13 protein-coding genes and 2 tRNA genes are annotated in these 17,354 nt (G+C 66.9%); 9 read left to right on the top strand and 6 right to left on the bottom strand.

The genetic code is table 11. The features are described from left to right. Window positions 1-8: 8 nt before the first annotated feature. Window positions 9-458, bottom strand: a complete 450-nt coding sequence (locus RZR99_RS06175; protein ID WP_323118858.1) for a MarR family winged helix-turn-helix transcriptional regulator — start codon at window positions 456-458, stop codon at window positions 9-11. Window positions 459-609: 151 nt separating this feature from the next. Beyond that, complete coding sequence (locus tag RZR99_RS06170) at window positions 610-1,755, bottom strand: glycerate kinase (protein ID WP_323118857.1); 1,146 nt, start codon at window positions 1,753-1,755, stop codon at window positions 610-612. 404 nt (window positions 1,756-2,159) lie between these two features. Here RZR99_RS06170 and tig point away from each other — a divergent pair, with 404 nt between their 5' ends. The 8 genes from tig (at window position 2,160) to RZR99_RS06130 (ending at window position 11,091) form a co-directional block, all read left to right on the top strand. Beyond that, window positions 2,160-3,509 carry a trigger factor gene (gene tig / locus RZR99_RS06165; protein WP_323118856.1) on the top strand — a complete coding sequence of 450 codons (1,350 nt, stop codon included), beginning with the start codon at window positions 2,160-2,162 and terminating at the stop codon, window positions 3,507-3,509. Between the two features lie 138 nt (window positions 3,510-3,647). Continuing rightward, window positions 3,648-4,301 carry an ATP-dependent Clp endopeptidase proteolytic subunit ClpP gene (gene clpP / locus RZR99_RS06160; RefSeq protein WP_323118855.1) on the top strand — a complete coding sequence of 218 codons (654 nt, stop codon included), beginning with the start codon at window positions 3,648-3,650 and terminating at the stop codon, window positions 4,299-4,301. Window positions 4,302-4,451: 150 nt separating this feature from the next. Further along, the gene (gene clpX / locus RZR99_RS06155; protein ID WP_323118854.1) at window positions 4,452-5,723 is read left to right on the top strand and encodes an ATP-dependent Clp protease ATP-binding subunit ClpX; all 1,272 of its coding nucleotides are present in this window, start codon (window positions 4,452-4,454) and stop codon (window positions 5,721-5,723) included. Window positions 5,724-5,919: 196 nt separating this feature from the next. After that, entirely contained in the window at window positions 5,920-8,340 is a 2,421-nt protein-coding gene (lon, locus tag RZR99_RS06150; protein ID WP_323118853.1) for an endopeptidase La, read from the top strand. A gap of 224 nt (window positions 8,341-8,564) precedes the next feature. After that, entirely contained in the window at window positions 8,565-8,837 is a 273-nt protein-coding gene (locus RZR99_RS06145) for an HU family DNA-binding protein (protein ID WP_323118852.1), read from the top strand. 57 nt (window positions 8,838-8,894) lie between these two features. Beyond that, a tRNA-Val gene (locus tag RZR99_RS06140) sits at window positions 8,895-8,970 on the top strand. A gap of 27 nt (window positions 8,971-8,997) precedes the next feature. After that, window positions 8,998-9,074, top strand: a tRNA-Asp gene (locus RZR99_RS06135). Window positions 9,075-9,159: 85 nt separating this feature from the next. Then, window positions 9,160-11,091 (top strand): SurA N-terminal domain-containing protein, encoded by a 1,932-nt coding sequence (locus RZR99_RS06130; protein ID WP_323118851.1) that lies wholly within the window; start codon window positions 9,160-9,162, stop codon window positions 11,089-11,091. Between the two features lie 95 nt (window positions 11,092-11,186). Here RZR99_RS06130 and RZR99_RS06125 read toward each other — a convergent pair whose 3' ends face one another. Then, entirely contained in the window at window positions 11,187-11,858 is a 672-nt protein-coding gene (locus RZR99_RS06125) for an arylesterase (RefSeq protein ID WP_407655407.1), read from the bottom strand. Here RZR99_RS06125 and RZR99_RS06120 point away from each other — a divergent pair. After that, complete coding sequence (locus RZR99_RS06120; protein ID WP_323118849.1) at window positions 11,857-12,573, top strand: ABC transporter ATP-binding protein; 717 nt, start codon at window positions 11,857-11,859, stop codon at window positions 12,571-12,573. The genes RZR99_RS06125 and RZR99_RS06120 overlap by 2 nt on opposite strands. A gap of 70 nt (window positions 12,574-12,643) precedes the next feature. On the opposite strand, the gene pgi is transcribed toward RZR99_RS06120, so the two are convergent. From pgi to RZR99_RS06105, 3 genes are all read right to left on the bottom strand, one after another. Beyond that, window positions 12,644-14,266 (bottom strand): glucose-6-phosphate isomerase, encoded by a 1,623-nt coding sequence (gene pgi / locus RZR99_RS06115; protein ID WP_323118848.1) that lies wholly within the window; start codon window positions 14,264-14,266, stop codon window positions 12,644-12,646. Between the two features lie 96 nt (window positions 14,267-14,362). Beyond that, complete coding sequence (locus RZR99_RS06110; RefSeq protein ID WP_323118847.1) at window positions 14,363-15,958, bottom strand: NAD(P)H-hydrate dehydratase; 1,596 nt, start codon at window positions 15,956-15,958, stop codon at window positions 14,363-14,365. Between the two features lie 40 nt (window positions 15,959-15,998). Further along, window positions 15,999-17,303 (bottom strand): FAD-dependent oxidoreductase, encoded by a 1,305-nt coding sequence (locus RZR99_RS06105; RefSeq protein WP_323118846.1) that lies wholly within the window; start codon window positions 17,301-17,303, stop codon window positions 15,999-16,001. Window positions 17,304-17,354 lie beyond the last annotated feature (51 nt).

Raw genomic sequence — 17,354 nt, 5'->3', positions numbered from 1 at the left:
GTGCCGCGTCACGCCAGCCGTTCGCACAGGCCGGCGATGATCCGATCGAGCGCGCGGCCGAACGCGGCCTGTTCGTGTTCGCTCAGGCAGCCGAGCAGTTCGGCATTCCACTTGCGCGCGAGCGGCATGATCTTGCGGTTGAGCGCGACGCCGTCGGCGGTCAGCACGACCAGCACGACGCGGCCGTCCGCGTCGCTCGCGCTGCGCTCGACGAGCCCTTGCCGGATCAGCGCTTCCGCCGCGCGGCTCGCCTGGCTCTTGTCGAGGTTGGTGCGGCGGGCGAGGTCCATGATCGAGAACGGTCCGAACGCTCCCACCGCGGCAATGACCCGCGCTTCCGGCAGGGAGATACCGAGCTTCGCCTGATAAAGCTCCCCGATACCGCGGTCGGACAGCTTGTTCAGTACGTGCATCCGGTAGGTCAGAAACTGGTCGAGGCCGGCTTTGCTGCCTTTCATGTCGGGTCCTGGAGGAGGGAGGCGGTCCGATTGTTGCCGCATCCCGATGCGCGGTCAACGGCGGCGCGCGCGACGCGTGTCCGCCGTCATGCCGGCGCCGTTGAGCGCGCGTCGACGCATGAGGCCGGCGGCGGTCCGCCGCGCGTGTCCGTTACGCCCGCCCGTACTTCAGCCGGGTCAGTTGCGCTGCTTCGTTGGCGAGCAGCCGCGCGGCGTCGCGGATCGCGACATCGAGCGTGATGGGTCCGGGCGCGGGCGAGAAGCAGCCGTCGAAGTGCTCGCCCAGCTGGGGCAGCGCGGCGGCATCGACGGCGCCCGACAGCAGCGACGCCGGCACGCCGGCCGCGCGGGCATGCCGGCATGCGATGAAGGGCGCCTTGCCGTGCAGCGTCTGGCCGTCCGAGCGGCCTTCGCCGGTAATCAGCCAGTCCGCGCCGGCCAGGGCGTCGTCCAGTCCGACCTGCCGCGCGACGACTTCCGCGCCCGGTTCGAAACGTGCGCCGAGCATGTGCAGCGCGAAGCCGAGGCCGCCTGCCGCGCCCGCGCCGGGCAGATCGCGGCCGCGGCGCCGCAGCGCGGCTTCGACGAGGTCGGCGAAATGGCCCAGGGCCGCGTCGAGCGTCGCGACCTGCTCGGGCGTCACGCCCTTTTGCGGGCCGAAGATCGCGGTTGCGCCGTGCTCGCCGGTGAGCGGGTTGTCGACGTCGGACATGCCGACGAACGTGGCTTGCGCGATCCGCGCATCGAGTTCCGACGCGTCGACGCGGGCGATCCGGGCGAGCCGCTCGGGCGTGGGTTCGATCGCTTGCCCTTCGGCGTCGAATGCGCGGAGGCCGAGCCCGGCGAGCAGGCCCGCTCCCGCATCGTTGGTACTGCTGCCGCCGAGCGCGACGTAGAACGTGCGGACGCCTTCGTCGAGCAGCGCGCGGATCGCCTCGCCCATCCCGCGGGTGCTGCGCGCGTCGACCGGCACGCTCATCCCGACCGGGTCGGTGATGCCGACGATCTCGGCCGTTTCCACCAGCGCGGCGTGCCCGTCGAGCAGCCCGATCGCCGCCTCCCGCGGCGCGAGCGTCGCGCCGGCGACGCGCAGCGTGCGGCGCGTGCCGCCGTGCGCGAGCATCGCGTCGAGCGTGCCTTCGCCGCCGTCCGCCATCGGGCAGCAGCGCACGACCGCGTCGGGCCGCGCGCGGCGGATGCCGGCGGCGATCGCGTCGGCCACCTGTTCGGCGGACAGCGAACCTTTGAACGAGTCGGGCGCGATGACGACGACGGGCGCGGTCGGGTGGTGCGGCATGGTGTCTCCGGACTGGACGGTATCGGTTGGGATTGATCTGACGAATCGCCGGCGCGGCGCGGCGAACACGTCGCGTCTGCGGGACCGGATCGAAGCTTAGCAGGACGGCGGCCCGGCCCGGATACCGGGCGAGGCATAACCGGCATCGCGCGGGGTGGCCGCCGCGAAGCGCGATGTTGTGCAGTGCGAGGGGGGTGAATCTCGCGGTGAGGAGAAAATAGTTTGCTAGAATAGCCGATTCTTCCGGCCAAAGCCGTGCTTCAAGCCGCAAGCGCAGCCGCACGAGTCATTGCGCGCGCACGAGTGTGGAACAGCGGCGGCGCCGACGCGCGGCCCAGGTCGCCGCCAGGCGGGCACGGCAAGGAAAACCGATTCGCTCGAATAATTTTAGGACGATTGAAGCCATGGCTAACGTTGTTGAAAACCTCGGCAAGCTCGAACGCCGTGTCACGATTTCCCTGCCGAAGGAGGTCGTGCAGAAGGAGATCGACGCCCGTATTCAGAAACTCGCGAAGAACGTGCGCATGCCGGGCTTCCGCCCGGGCAAGGTGCCGCTCAAGATGGTCGCGCAGCAGTATTCGGGCCAGGTCGAAGCAGAAGTGCTGAGCGACAAGGTCGGTCAGGAGTTCTTCGACATCAGCCGCACCGAAAACCTGCGCGTCGCGGGCCAGCCGAGCTTCGCGCCGAAGCTGGACGCGGCGTCGGACGCCGCCTACGCATTCGATGCGACGTTCGAGGTGTATCCGGAAGTGAAGATCGGCGATCTGGCGACGGCTGAAGTCGAACGCTCGACGACCACCATCGGCGACGCCGAGATCGACCGTACCCTCGACATCCTGCGCAAGCAGCGCGTGCACTTCCACGCGCGCGGCGAAGGCGGCGAGCACGGCGACGGCGGCGCGGAAACGATCGCGCAGAACGGCGACCGCGTGACGGTCGACTTCATCGGCAAGATCGACGACGTCGCGTTCCAGGGCGGCACGGCCGAGGATTTCCCGTTCGTGCTCGGCGAAGGCCGCATGTTGCCGGAATTCGAAACCGCGGCGCTGGGCCTGAAGGCCGGCGAATCGCGCGAGTTCGACCTCAAGTTCCCGGACGATTATCACGGCAAGGACGTCGCCGGCAAGACCGCGCGCTTCACGGTCACGATGAAGAAGGTCGAGTGGGCGCACCTGCCGGAAATCGACGCGGAATTCGCGAAGTCGCTGGGTATCGAAGACGGCGATCTGGTCAAGATGCGCGGCGAGATCAAGGACAATCTGGAACGTGAAGCGAAGCGCCGCACGCAGGCGATCGTGAAGAACCAGGTGATGGACGCGCTGCTCAAGATTTCCGAACTCGAGGTGCCGAAGGCGCTGATCGAGCAGGACCAGCAGCGTCTCGTCGAAATGGCGCGTCAGGATCTGGCGCAGCGCGGCGTGCCGAACGCGGCCACCGCGCCGATTCCGGCCGAGATGTTCACCGAGCAGGCGGAGCGCCGCGTCAAGCTGGGCCTCGTGCTGGCCGAGCTGGTGAAGTCGAACGGCCTCGAGGCGAAGCCGGAGCAGATCCGCGCGGAAGTCGACGAGTTCGCGAAGAGCTACGAAGACCCGAAGGAAGTGGTCCGCTGGTATTATTCGAATCAGCAGCGCCTGGCCGAGATGGAAGCGTTCGTCGTTGAAAGCAACGTCGTCGACTTCGTGCTCGGCAAGGCGAAGGTGACGGATAAGGAAGTGAGCTTCGAAGCACTGGCAAGCGCAACCGCGCAAGCATAAGTGTTGCTCAAACGGCGTGCCGGCTGTCTGAGCGACGGCTCGCACGCCGTTTTCACATCAATGCGCGACTGCCGGTAGTATGGCAGTCGGCGGCTCGTTTCCGTTCCGTTCATTACATACTCGGACAAGGCTCATTGAATGATCAATCGCGCTCAATTGCTGGATACGTTGGCTTCGCACGCACCGCGGGATTTCGAGACACAAGCGCTTGGGCTGGTGCCGATCGTCGTTGAAACGAGCGGCCGCGGCGAGCGTTCGTATGACATCTATTCGCGCCTCCTGAAAGAGCGCATCGTGTTCATGGTCGGCGAAGTGAACGACCAGACCGCGAACCTGGTGGTCGCCCAGCTGCTGTTCCTCGAGAGCGAGAATCCCGACAAGGACATCAGCCTCTACATTAACAGCCCGGGCGGCTCAGTGTCGGCCGGCATGGCGATCTACGACACGATGCAGTTCATCAAGCCGGACGTGTCCACCCTGTGCATGGGCCTCGCGGCCAGCATGGGCGCGTTCCTGCTCGCGGCCGGTGCGAAGGGCAAGCGCTTCGCGCTGCCGAACGCCCGCGTGATGATCCATCAGCCGCTGGGCGGCGCGCGCGGCCAGGCGTCGGACATCGAGATCCAGGCTCGCGAGATCCTGTACCTGAAGGAACGGCTGAACAAACTGCTCGCCGAACATACGGGGCAGGATGTCGAACGCATCGCGCGCGACACCGATCGTGATAATTTCATGTCCAGCGACGATGCCAAGGCATACGGGCTGATCGACCACGTATCGGCCAAGCGTCCCTGACTTAGTGGGGTGCCGCCCCATTAGAGGCGGTGCCGCCCATACGCCCCGAGCATCTGCGGCAAGCACATCCAGCCGGCTCCCGGGTGTCCGACAGGGCACCGGGGGCAAACGGCGTATTATGTAACTCACGCGTCCGGAGGCTCTACATCCATGGCGGACAAGAAAGGTTCAAGCAGCGAGAAGCTGTTGTATTGCTCGTTTTGCGGCAAAAGCCAGCATGAGGTCAAGAAACTCATCGCGGGCCCGTCCGTGTTCATCTGCGATGAATGCATCGACCTGTGCAACGAGATCATTCGCGACGAAGCGGCGGCGGCGGGTGTCGAAGCCAGCCTGTCGAAATCCGATCTGCCGAGCCCGCAGGAGATTCGCGACATCCTCGATCAGTACGTGATCGGGCAGGAACGGGCGAAGAAGATTCTCGCCGTCGCGGTCTACAACCACTACAAGCGCCTCAAGCATCTCGACAAGAAAGACGACATCGAGCTGTCGAAGAGCAACATCCTGCTGATCGGCCCGACGGGTTCCGGCAAGACGCTGCTCGCGCAGACGCTCGCGCGCCTGCTGAACGTGCCGTTCGTGATCGCGGACGCGACCACGCTGACGGAAGCCGGCTATGTCGGCGAGGACGTCGAGAACATCATTCAGAAGTTGCTGCAGAACTGCAACTATGAGGTGGAGAAGGCGCAGCGCGGCATCGTCTACATCGACGAAATCGACAAGATCAGCCGCAAGTCGGACAACCCGTCGATCACCCGCGACGTGTCGGGCGAGGGCGTGCAGCAGGCGCTGCTGAAGCTCGTCGAGGGCACGATGGCGTCGGTGCCGCCGCAAGGCGGCCGCAAGCATCCGAACCAGGATTTCATCCAGGTCGACACGACCAATATCCTGTTCATCTGCGGCGGCGCGTTCGACGGCCTGGAAAAGGTCATCACCGACCGGACCGAAAAGACCGGCATCGGCTTCGGCGCGAGCGTCAAGAGCAAGCAGGAGCGTGACGCGGGCGAGGTGCTGCGCGAAGTGGAACCGGAAGATCTGATCAAATTCGGGTTGATTCCCGAGCTGATCGGCCGTCTACCGGTGGTCGCGACGCTCGGCAAGCTCGACGAAGCGGCGCTGATGAAGATCCTCGTCGAACCGAAGAACGCACTCGTCAAGCAGTACCACAAGCTGTTCGCGATGGAACGGGTCGAACTGGAAATCCGCCCCGCCGCGCTGCAGGCCGTCGCCCGCAAGGCGATCCGCCGCAAAACAGGCGCGCGGGGCCTGCGTTCGATCATCGAGCAGGCGCTGCTGGACGTGATGTACGAATTGCCGACCATGAAAGGGGTCAGCAAAGTCATCATCGATGACAATGTCATCGACGGAGACGGCAAACCGTTATTGATCTATGAGGACACGCCCAAAGTGGCGGGTTCGAATTGATCGGCTTTAGGATGGTGTGAGCAAAAAAGCCGTTCATGGCGTCGTGAGCGGCTTTTTTTCGTTTATCTTGTGGGTAACTCTGACTCGAACCGCCACGGTAACTTTTTTACTGAATATTTCCCACGCGCCGAAGGCTTGCAATCCGCTGTACCGGCCTCAATTACCGAACAATTGATTCCACTCATGGGGAAATGAAATGTCAGGCACCCAACTTCTTCCGCCGGAACGCATTACGCTCCCGCTGCTGCCGCTGCGGGATGTCGTCGTTTTCCCGCATATGGTGATCCCGCTCTTCGTGGGCCGGCCGAAATCGATCAAGGCCCTCGAAGTCGCGATGGAAGGCGGCAAGCACATCATGCTGGTCGCCCAGAAAACCGCGGCCAAGGATGAGCCGACCGAAAAGGACATGTACGAGGTCGGCTGTATCGCCAACATCCTGCAGATGCTGAAGCTGCCCGACGGCACCGTGAAGGTGCTGGTCGAGGGGCTGCAGCGCGCGCAGGCGCTGTCGATCGAAGAGCAGGAGACCCAGTTCTCGTGCGAAGTCATGCCGCTCGAACCCGACCACGCCGACAGCGCCGAAACCGAAGCGCTGCGTCGCGCGATCGTGTCGCAGTTCGATCAGTACGTGAAGCTCAACAAGAAGATCCCGCCGGAAATTCTGACTTCGCTGTCGGGCATCGACGAGGCCGGCCGCCTGGCGGATACGATCGCCGCGCACCTGCCGCTCAAGCTCGACCAGAAGCAGCACATCCTCGAGATGTTCCCCGTGATCGAGCGTCTCGAGCATCTGCTCGCGCAGCTCGAGGCCGAGATCGACATCCTGCAGGTCGAGAAGCGCATCCGCGGGCGCGTGAAGCGCCAGATGGAGAAGAGTCAGCGCGAGTATTACCTGAACGAACAGGTCAAGGCGATCCAGAAGGAGCTGGGCGAGGGCGAGGAAGGGGCGGATCTCGAGGAACTCGAGAAGCGCATCAACGCCGCGCGCATGCCGAAGGAAGCCAAGAAGAAGGCCGACGCGGAGCTGAAGAAGCTCAAGCTGATGTCGCCGATGTCGGCCGAGGCGACCGTCGTGCGCAACTACATCGACACGCTGATCGCGCTGCCGTGGCGCAAGAAGAGCAAGGTCAACAATGATCTGTCGAACGCCGAGCAGGTGCTCGACGAGGATCATTACGGCCTCGAGAAGGTGAAGGAACGCATTCTCGAGTATCTCGCGGTGCAACAGCGCGTGGACAAGGTGAAAGCGCCGATCCTCTGCCTCGTCGGGCCTCCCGGCGTCGGCAAGACCTCGCTCGGCCAGTCGATCGCTCGCGCGACGAACCGCAAGTTCGTCCGGATGGCGCTCGGCGGCGTGCGTGACGAGGCGGAAATCCGCGGCCACCGCCGGACCTACATCGGCTCCATGCCGGGCAAGATCCTGCAGAGCCTGTCGAAGGTCGGCGTGCGCAATCCGTTGTTCCTGCTCGACGAAGTCGACAAGATGGGCATGGATTTCCGCGGCGATCCGTCGTCGGCGCTGCTCGAAGTGCTCGATCCGGAGCAGAACCACACGTTCGCCGATCACTACGTCGAGGTCGATTTCGACCTGTCGGACGTGATGTTCGTCGCGACGTCGAATTCGCTCAACATCCCGCCGCCGCTGCTCGACCGGATGGAAGTGATCCGCCTGTCCGGCTACACGGAAGACGAGAAGGTCAGCATCGCGCAGCGTTACCTGCTGCCGAAGCAGAAGAAGAACAACGGCCTGAAGGAAGGCGAGATCGAGGTCGCCGAGCAGGCGATCCGCGACATCATCCGCTACTACACGCGTGAAGCCGGCGTGCGTTCGCTCGAGCGGGAAGTGTCGAAGATCTGCCGCAAGGTCGTGAAGATGCTGCTGCTGAAGAAGGCTTCGGGCGCGATCAAGGTCGACGGCAGCAATCTCGATACCTTCCTCGGCGTGCGCAAGTACGACTTCGGTCTGGCCGCGAAGGAAAACCAGGTTGGCCAGGTCACCGGTCTCGCATGGACGGAGGTCGGCGGCGATCTGTTGACGATCGAGGCGGCCGTGATGCCCGGCAAGGGCAACGTGATCCGCACGGGTTCGCTCGGCGACGTGATGAAGGAATCCGTCGAAGCGGCGCGCTCGGTGGTGCGCTCGCGTTCGCGCCGGCTTGGCGTCAAGGATGAGGCGTTCGAGAAGCAGGACATCCACATCCACGTGCCGGAAGGCGCGACGCCGAAGGACGGTCCGTCCGCCGGTATCGCGATGACGACCGCGCTGGTGTCGGTGCTGACTGGGATCCCGGTGCGTGCCGATGTCGCGATGACGGGTGAAATCACGCTGCGCGGCGAAGTGCTGCCGATCGGCGGGCTGAAGGAGAAACTGCTGGCGGCGCATCGCGGCGGCATCAAGCTCGTGCTGATCCCGGAAGAGAACGTGAAGGATCTCGCGGAGATTCCGGACAACGTGAAGAATGCGATCGAGATCGTGCCGGTCCGCTGGATCGACAAGGTGCTCGAACTCGCGCTCGAACGGTTGCCGGCCGCGCTGCCGGAAGAAGAGGCGAAGGCCGCGGCGCCGGTCGCGGAAGCGTCGAAGGACGCGGGCTCGACGGAGTTCGTCAAGCACTGATTGCGCGGCCCGCATGGGGCCGGCATCCGGGTCCTGCAAAGCCCACGGCGTTCGCCGTGGGCTTTTTCATTGGGGCGCGCGTATCGGGATACGCTCTGTCTTGACACCGCAGTTTCGGCTTTTTCTAATGACTGAGCCTGGCCGGGCGGTCGGGCGTGAAGGCGCGCGTGCGTCAACACGCGGCACGCGGCTGCGATGACCCAACAACCTTGCGGGGGCTGCGAATGAACAAGACGGATTTGATCGACCATATCGCCCAACAGGCGGACCTGTCGAAGGCGTCGGCCGGGCGTGCGCTCGATGCGCTGATCGGCGGTGTCAAGCGCACGCTGGAGCAGGGCGGCACGGTGACGCTGGTGGGCTTCGGTACGTTCGCGGTGGGCAGGCGCCTCGCCCGCAACGGCCGCAATCCGCGCACCGGCGCGACGATCAAGATCAAGGCGGCAAAGATCCCGAAATTTAAGCCTGGCAAAGCCCTGAAGGATGCGCTAAACTAGCGGGCTAGCTGCATGAGGGGTCGCAATACTCAATCAAGCAGGCGGCAGATCCGGAGCGGGTGCTTAGCTCAGTTGGTAGAGCGGCGCCCTTACAAGGCGTAGGTCGGGAGTTCGAGCCTCTCAGCACCCACCAGTTTCGCGATCGGCCAGGCAGCATCAAGGAGCGGTAGTTCAGTTGGTTAGAATACCGGCCTGTCACGCCGGGGGTCGCGGGTTCGAGTCCCGTCCGCTCCGCCAACATTTCGAAAGGCGAACTCCGGTTCGCCTTTTTTCTTGCCCGCTGTTGTAATATCGGGCGTTTTGTCCATCTCACCCGCCACGCATGCTCGATTTCTTCCGCAATCACCAGCGTCTGATGATGTTCCTCCTGCTCCTGATCGTGTTGCCGGGGCTTGGGATCGTCGGCATTCAAGGTTTCCGTGGTTTCTTCGACGAAAGTACGAATGTCGCGGAGGTCAACGGGCACAAGATCACCCGGGCCGAGTTCGACGGGGCGCTGCGTCAGCAGGTCGACCAGGCGCGCCAAGTGCTGGGCGCCCAGTTCGACGCGAAGTCGTTCGATACGCCGGAGCGTCGCCAGCAACTGCTCGACAGCCTGATCCAGCAGCGCGCGCTCGCTGACGAAACGCGCCGTCTGCACCTGACCGCATCGGACGGCGAAGTCCGCCAGACGCTGTTGAGCGATCCGATCATCGGTTCCCTGAAGAAGCCCGACGGTTCGTTCGACGGCGAGCGCTACACGCAACTGCTGGCGATGCAGGGTATGACGCCCGACCAGTACCAGGAGCGCGTACGCTACAACCTCGCGCTGCAGCAGGTGCCGAACAGCATCGTCGCGACCGCGTTCACGCCGAAGAGCCTCGCGCAGCATCTGACCGAGCTGGCCGAGCAGCAGCGCGAAGTGCAGGGACTGATGCTCAAGACGAGCGACTACGCGGCGAAGGTGCAGCCGACCGATGCGCAGATCAGCGCGTATTACGATGCGCACAAGCAGGCGTTCGCGACGCCCGAGACGGCGACGATCCAGTACCTGGTCTATTCGCCGGCTGTCGCGGCCGCGTCGGCGCAGCCGACCGATGCGGACGTCAAGAAGTACTACGACGACAACCAGGCGCGCTTCCGCACCGAAGCGCAGGTGCGCGTGAGCCACATCTTCTTCGCGGCCGCGAAGGACGCCAGCGCCGCCGACAAGGCCGCCGCGAAAACGAAGGCCCAGCAGGTGCTGGCCGACGTCAACGCACACCCGGACCAGTTCGCGCAGCTGGCCGCGAAGGATTCGCAGGACGCCCCGTCGGCCGCGAAGGGCGGCGATCTCGGCTTCATCACGCGCGGGTCGACGGCGGGTGGCCCGGCGTTCGACAACGCGGCGTTCGCGCTGAAGCAGGGCGAAGTGAGCGGCGTCGTCGAATCGGACCTCGGGTTCCACATCCTGAAGGCGACCGAAGTGAAGCCGGCGATCGAGAAGCCGCTGGCCGACGTGAAGGATTCGATCGCGACCGACCTGAAGCAGCAGTTCGCCGCGAAGGCATTCGCGGACAACTCAGATGCCTTCACGTCGATGGTCTACGAAAAGGCGAAGAGCCTGCAGCCGGCCGCCGACAAGTACAAGCTGACGATCCAGACCGCGACTGTCGCACCGCGGCCGAGCGCCGCGCTGCCGCCGGATAGCCCGCTCAACAATGCGAAGTTCCTCGCCGCGGTGTTCGCGAGCGACTCGGTGAAGAACGGCAACAACACGCAGGCGATCGACGTCGGCAACAACACGCTGATCGCCGCGCGCGTGACCACCTACAAGCCGGCGACCGTGCCCGTGCTCGATGCGCTCAAGGATGCGGTGCGCCAGAAGGTCGTCGCCGAGCAGGCCGCCTTGCTGGCGAAGCAGGACGGCACGGCGAAGCTCGCCGAACTGCAGAAGTCGAAATCGACGGCGGGCTTCACGCCGGCCGACAAGATCTCGCGCACCCAGGCGCATGGCTTGCCGCCCGCGGCAGTGAGCGCCATCTACAAGGTCGATCCGAAATCGCTGCCGGCCTATGTCGGTGTCGATCTGGGCGATACGGGCTACGCGATCTTCCGCGTGAATGCACTGGTGCCGGCCGCGCCGGTCGATGCGCAGCGTCTCGCGGCCGCGCAGCAGCAACTGGCGCAGGTGTACGCGCAGAGCGAAACGGAAGCGTTCCTCGCGGCGCTGCGCGACCGTTCGAAGGTGAAACTGTACGGCTCGACGGCCGACAACTCGCAAGACGGCAACTGATCGCGTCCGATCCGGGCCGCGCAGCGCACTGAACGACACAGCCCCGCCTTCGAGCGGGGCTGTGTCGTTTCAGGAGCGCCTGCCGCCGAGCCGGGTTAGCGCGTCGTCGTCTGCAGCAGCGGCTTGAGCGTCGGCCACACGTTGTCGAGTAGCAGGCCCTGCGCCCGCTGCGACGGATGGATCTGATCGGCCTGGAACAGCTCGGGTTTGTTCTCGATGCCGGCGAGCAGGAACGGCACCAGCGGCACGCGCAGATCCGTCGACAGGGTGCTGTACACGCGATGAAACTTTTGCGTGTAATCCGGGCCGTAGTTGGGTGGCACGTACATGCCGACCAGCAGTACTTTCGCGCGCGCCTCGCGGGCTTGCGCGACGATGTCGCGCAGATTGTTCTCGGTGGTCGCGAGCGGCACGCCGCGCAGCGCATCGTTCGCGCCCAGCTCGACGATCACGACGCTCGGTTTCAGGCGGGCGAGCACGGCGGGAAGGCGGGCCCGGCCGCCGCTCGTGGTGTCGCCGCTGATGCTTGCATTCGCGACGCTATAATCGATTCGTTGCGCCGCGAGGCGCTGACGCATCAACGCCACCCAACCGGTATCGCGCGGCAGGCCGTACTCGGCCGACAAACTGTCGCCCAGTACGACGATCACCGGCGCGCCGGCCGCCGGCTGGCCGGTGGCCGCCTGGGCGCCGCTCGCCGTGACGACGGCCCATCCGATCCATGCGGCGACGGTCGCGCCGGTTTTCCAGTGAAGTGTTTTTTTCATGCTCAAGATTAACGATCCGATCATCGAAGTACGGAATGTGTCCAAGCGCGTGGCCGACGCGGCCGGCGAACTGACGATTCTCGACGGCATCGACCTGACGGTCCGCTCCGGCAGCAGCGTCGCGATCGTCGGGGCTTCCGGATCGGGTAAGTCGACGCTGCTCGGGCTGCTCGCCGGATTGGACAGCGCGACGGGCGGCACGGTTCGCCTGTTGGGCCAGGATCTCGGTCAGCTCGGCGAGGACGAACGCGCGGCGCTGCGCAACGGCGCGGTGGGCTTCGTGTTCCAGTCGTTCCAACTGATGCCGCATCTCACCGCGCTCGAAAACGTGATGCTGCCGCTCGAACTGCAAGGCGGCATCGGCGCGCGCGAGGCGGCGGAGCGCGCGCGCGCGCTGCTCGAGCAGGTCGGACTCGGTGCGCGCACCGGCCACTACCCGAAACTGCTGTCGGGCGGCGAACAGCAGCGCGTGGCGCTGGCCCGCGCGTTCGTCACGCACCCGGCGGTTCTGTTCGCCGACGAACCGACCGGCAGCCTCGACGCGGCGACGGGCCACGCGGTGATCGATCTGATGTTCGAACTCAACCGCGCGCAGGGCGCCACGCTGGTCCTCGTCACGCACGACGTCGAACTGGCGCGCCGCTGCCAGAGCACCGTGACGCTCGACGCCGGACGCCTGGTCGACACGCCCGCGCAGCAGCGCAGCGGCACCTGAACCGTTCAGGCAGCCGTCAAAAAGGGCGCGGCGGTGCCTCGCCCACGCCCCTTGTCCCTTCCCCCGCCGTTTAGCGCTCGAGCGCCGAGCGCGCGCGCGCGATCAGCGCCGAGGTCGACGAATCGTGCTTCGCCGGATCGGTCCGCGCGGCCGTCAGATCGGCCTCGACGACCTTGCCGAGAATCTTGCCCAGCTCGACGCCCCATTGGTCGAACGGATTGATGTCCCACACCGCGGCCTGCACCAGCACCTTGTGCTCGTACAGCGCGATCAGCGCGCCGAGCGAGCGGGCGGTGAGCGCGTCGACCAGCAGCGTGGTGGTCGGGCGGTTGCCGGGGAAGGTGAGATGCGGCGCGAGATCCGGCCGGTCGGGACCGGCGATCTTGCGCGCTTCGTCGAGCGTGCGGCCGAGCATCAACGCCTCGCTCTGCGCGAAGCAGTTCGCGAGCAGCTTCGGATGATGGCTGGCGAGGGCATGCTCGGGCGTCAGCACCGCGATGAAATCGATCGGCACGATCGTCGGGCCCTGGTGCAGCATCTGGAAGAAGGCGTGCTGGCCGTTCGTGCCCGGCTCGCCCCAGGTGACGGCGGCGGTCGGGTAGTCGACGAAGGCGCCGTCGAGCCGCGCCGACTTGCCGTTGCTCTCCATCTCGAGCTGTTGCAGGTATGACGGCAGGAAGTGCAGCGCCTCCGAATACGGTGCGACCAGATAGCTCTGCGAGCCGAAGAAGTTGCGATACCAGACGCCGATCATCCCGAGCAGTACCGGCAGGTTCCGTTCGAGCGGTGCGTGCCTGAAGTGCTCGTCCATCTCGTGCGCGCCGGCCAGCAGTTCGTCGAACTGATGCGGGCCGATCGCGATCATGATCGACAGTCCGACGGCGGACCACAGCGAGTAGCGGCCGCCGACCCAATCCCACATTTCGAACACGTTCTGCTCGGCGATGCCGAACTTCACGACCTCGGCCGGATTCGCGGATACGCCGACGAAGTGTTTCGCGAGTGCGCCCTCCGGGCAGCCTTGCGCGACGAACCAGTCGCGCAGCGAGCGCGCGTTGGTCATCGTCTCGAGCGTCGTGAAGGTTTTCGACACGATGATCGCGAGCGTTTCTTCGGCATCGATCTGCTCGAGCACGCGGGCCAGATCGGCACCGTCGATGTTCGACACGAAATGGCTGGAAATCCCGGGCGTCGCGAGGTGGTGCAGTGCATGCACGACCATCTTCGGCCCGAGATCCGACCCGCCGATACCGATGTTCACGATGTGGCGGATCCGTTTGCCGGTGTAGCCCGTCCACGCGCCGTCGCGCACCGCATCGGCGAACCGGGCCATCTTCGCGCGTTCCGCCGCGATCTGCGCGTGGAACGGCGCATCGGGCGAAGGGGCGCGCAGCGCGGTATGCAATGCCGCGCGGCCTTCGGTCGGATTGACGATCTCGCCGGCGAACATGGCGTCGCGGCGCGCCTCGACGCCTGCTTCGCGCGCGAGCTGGGCCAGCAGGCGCAGCGTCGCGTCGGTGATGCGGTTCTTCGAGAAATCGGCGGCAAGCCCGCCGCCCGAGAACGTGAAGCGTTCGGCGCGTGTGGGAGCGGGGTCATTGCCGGGCGCGAACCAGTCGCGCAGATGCGCGTCGCGAATCTCTTCGTAGTGCGATTGCAGAGCGGGCCAAGCGGGGAGCGAATTCAGCGTCATAGCGATGGTGGCGAAGCAGCGTGAATCGGAAGAGTACCGCACCGGCGGCCGGAGCGGCGCCGGCGGGCGGGCACGACCGCCATGGCGGCGGGCCAGTCAGTATAGCGGTGCCGCCGCCGCTGCGCGCGCGTAAAACCGGCGGTTGAGCAGCAGGCGCACCGCGGGCGCGAGTTCGCCGGCGGCGAGCCCGGCGGGGCCGGCGCCGGTCGCGACCAGGTAATCGGCGGCGAGACCGTGCAGGTACACGCCCGCCAGCGCCGCTTCGTAGCGCGGCATTCGCTGCGCGGCGAACGCGCCGATCAGGCCGCCCAGCACGTCCCCGGTGCCGCCGGTGGCGAGCGCCGCGCTGCCGGTCGGATTGATGGCCGTGCGGCCGTCGGGGGAGACGATCACGGTGCCGGACCCTTTCAGTACCACGACCGCGCCGAAGCGCGCGGCGAGCGCGCGGGCTGCCGCGAGGCGGTCGCGCTGCACCGTCGCGGTGTCGGTGCCGAGGAGGCGCGCGGCCTCGAGCGGATGCGGCGTGAGAATGGCCGGATCGCCGCGCGCGCCGCAGGCGGCCAGCGCGTCGGCCAGCTCAGGGGTCGCCGCGATCAGGTTCAGCGCATCGGCATCGATCAGTTTCGCGCCGTCGAACGCCAACGCGGTGCGCAGCGCGCGGACCGACGGCACGCCGGCGCCCAGCCCGCAGCCGATCGCGAGCGCGGTCAGCGATTCGATGGGCAGCGCGTCGGCGGGATGCAGCATCAACTCGGGATAAGGGGGGTCGTACGGCGGTGCGCCGGCGCCGACGAAGCCGACATGCACCTTGCCCGCGCCCGCGTGCAGCGCGGCGCGGGCGGCGAGGATCGGCGCGCCGCACATGCCGGTGTCGCCGCCGACGATCGCGACGCTGCCGTAGGTGCCCTTGTGCGACGCGAATGCGCGCGACGGCAGCGCGTGCGCGAACAGCGACGGCTCGTTGAGGCGGACGGCGGGCGCCGAGGGCGGTTCGAGCTCCAGCGCCGCGACGGCGATCTCGCCGGCGAGATCGCGGCCTTCTCCCATGTAGAGGCCGGGTTTCGCGGCGATGAACGATAGCGTGTGGGTAGCCGTCACGGCGGGGCCGGCGCCGACGCGCGCGCCGCTGTCGCTGTCGAGGCCGCTCGGCAGGTCGAGCGCCAGCACGCGGCCGTCGCGTCGCGCGCGCGCCGCGAGCCGGTCGGCCAGCGCCGCGAATGCGCCGTCGAGCGGGCGGGCGAGGCCGAGGCCGAACAGACCGTCGACCAGCCAGCTATAGCCGTCGAACGACGCCGGCGGTTCGGCTGCGATCGGCACGCCCGCTGCGCGCGCGCGTTCGAGCGCCCAGCGCGCGTCGTCCGGCCGGACGTCGACCGGCATGCAGACTTCCGTCTCGATGCCGAGCCGCTGCAGCTGCGCGGCCGCGACGAGCGCGTCGCCGCCGTTGTTGCCGGGGCCGGCGGCGAACCACACGGGGCGCCGATCATCGGCCAGCCGCATCGCGAGCCAGCGCGCGGCGGCGTCGCCCGCGCGCTGCATCAGCGTGTGCGGCGGCAGCGCGGCGGCAGCCCAGGTTTCGATCGCGCGCAGTTCGGCGGTGCCGAGCAGCGGCGACGGCGCCGGATCGGGCAGCGCGGCGAGCGTCTCGGCGGCGGATGGAGCGGGGTGAGCGGCAAGCGTCGGGAGGGTCATGGCGGCGGGCGAGCAAGCGTCGCCCGGCACCCGGGCGGCATCAGACAGCGAAGCGTTCCGCGCGTAGCGCGGCGAGCGTCTCGGCCGGTACGCGGTGGGCGCCGCCGCCGAGGTAATCCGCCACCACTTTAGCAGACCCGCACGCGAGACCCCAGCCGGCCGGGCCGTGGCCGACGTTGACGAACACGCGCGGGTGCGGAGTCGGCCCGACTACCGGCAGACCGTCCGGCGACAGCAGGCGGATGCCTTGCCAGGCCAGTGCGGCGGAGATTTTCGCCGCGCCCGGGATCCAGTCGTGGGTGGCCTGGCCGAGCAGCGCGAGCGCCGCTTCCGACAACGGCTCGGCGAGCGGCCGCGCGGTGTCCTTCATGCTTTGCAGTACCGCGCCGCCACCGATCCGCAGCCGCTGGTTCATCCGCGTCATCGTGATCCGCTTGATCGAGTCGACGACCGTCAGGTGCGGCGCGTGTTCCTCGTAGGCGATCGGGGCCGTCAGCGTATGGACGCGCACCGGATGCAGCGGCAGGCGCACGCCGAGCCGGTCGAGCAGCGTGAGGCTGCCGGTACCCGCCGCGACGACGATCGCGTCGGCCGAGATCACGTCGACTTCCTTCGAGCGAGCCGCGCGCGGGTCGCTCGGGTCGGGCGCCAGCTCGACCGCCGCGCGGCCGGCATCGGCGCGGATCGCGGTCACGGCCCGGCCGAGCCGGAACTGCACGTCGTGGTCGTCGAGCACCTGCTTGACGAGTTTCACGAAAAGGGGGCAGTTCGCGGTGCGTTCGCCTTCGAACAGCACGCCGCCGGCGAACTCGGGATCGAGCGGCACGGACGGCTCGAGCGCCGCGCATTCGTCGGCGCTCAACACCCGATGCGGCAGGTCGAGGCTGCGCAGCAGGTCGAGCGCGGGCTGCGCCTGTTCCCATTCCCGCGCGTGGCGCACGACGTGCAGCACGCCGCTCTTCTGTTCGAATTCGAGGTTGAAGCGGGTTTCGATGTCCGCGATCGCTTCGCGCGACGCGTCGATCAGCGGGCGCAGCTTCGCGTAGTGCGAGGCGTATGCGGTGGGCTCGCCCAGTTCGCCGAGACGGCGCACGAAGCGGCGCAACTGACCGTTCAGGCCGGGCTTGTAGACGATGCCGTTCTTGAGCGGCCGGCGGTGCTGCATGAAAGTCGGGCCGAACCAGACGTCGAGCGGCGTCGGCAGCACTGCGCCGCCGTGCCCGTAGGTGGCACCCTGCGCGACCGTCGCATGACGCTCGACCACGCACACGCGATGGCCGGCCGCGCGCAACTGATAGGCGGTGGCGACGCCGCCGATCCCGCCGCCGATGACGATGACATCCATGTTTGATTCGATGACGGGCAATGAATCCGGCCCGGTTGGTTGGTCCCCGTG

Source organism: Burkholderia alba, from assembly GCF_034721475.1.
In the GTDB taxonomy this organism is placed as follows: Bacteria; Pseudomonadota; Gammaproteobacteria; order Burkholderiales; family Burkholderiaceae; genus Burkholderia; species Burkholderia alba.
The sequence above is the reverse complement of the archived record's forward strand: the minus strand, read 5'-3'. Positions and strand labels throughout refer to the sequence as shown.

Excerpts from the sequence above, each read along its gene's own strand:
- RZR99_RS06145 (WP_323118852.1), top strand. The coding sequence starts at position 8,565 with ATGAACAAGACGGATTTGATCGACCATATCGCCCAACAGGCGGACCTG.
- clpP (WP_323118855.1), top strand. The coding sequence starts at position 3,648 with ATGATCAATCGCGCTCAATTGCTGGATACGTTGGCTTCGCACGCACCG.
- RZR99_RS06110 (WP_323118847.1), bottom strand. The coding sequence starts at position 15,958 with ATGACCCTCCCGACGCTTGCCGCTCACCCCGCTCCATCCGCCGCCGAG.
- RZR99_RS06175 (WP_323118858.1), bottom strand. The coding sequence starts at position 458 with ATGAAAGGCAGCAAAGCCGGCCTCGACCAGTTTCTGACCTACCGGATG.
- clpX (WP_323118854.1), top strand. The coding sequence starts at position 4,452 with ATGGCGGACAAGAAAGGTTCAAGCAGCGAGAAGCTGTTGTATTGCTCG.
- RZR99_RS06130 (WP_323118851.1), top strand. The coding sequence starts at position 9,160 with ATGCTCGATTTCTTCCGCAATCACCAGCGTCTGATGATGTTCCTCCTG.
- tig (WP_323118856.1), top strand. The coding sequence starts at position 2,160 with ATGGCTAACGTTGTTGAAAACCTCGGCAAGCTCGAACGCCGTGTCACG.
- RZR99_RS06125 (WP_407655407.1), bottom strand. The coding sequence starts at position 11,858 with ATGAAAAAAACACTTCACTGGAAAACCGGCGCGACCGTCGCCGCATGG.
- pgi (WP_323118848.1), bottom strand. The coding sequence starts at position 14,266 with ATGACGCTGAATTCGCTCCCCGCTTGGCCCGCTCTGCAATCGCACTAC.
- RZR99_RS06170 (WP_323118857.1), bottom strand. The coding sequence starts at position 1,755 with ATGCCGCACCACCCGACCGCGCCCGTCGTCGTCATCGCGCCCGACTCG.
- RZR99_RS06120 (WP_323118849.1), top strand. The coding sequence starts at position 11,857 with ATGCTCAAGATTAACGATCCGATCATCGAAGTACGGAATGTGTCCAAG.
- RZR99_RS06105 (WP_323118846.1), bottom strand. The coding sequence starts at position 17,303 with ATGGATGTCATCGTCATCGGCGGCGGGATCGGCGGCGTCGCCACCGCC.
- lon (WP_323118853.1), top strand. The coding sequence starts at position 5,920 with ATGTCAGGCACCCAACTTCTTCCGCCGGAACGCATTACGCTCCCGCTG.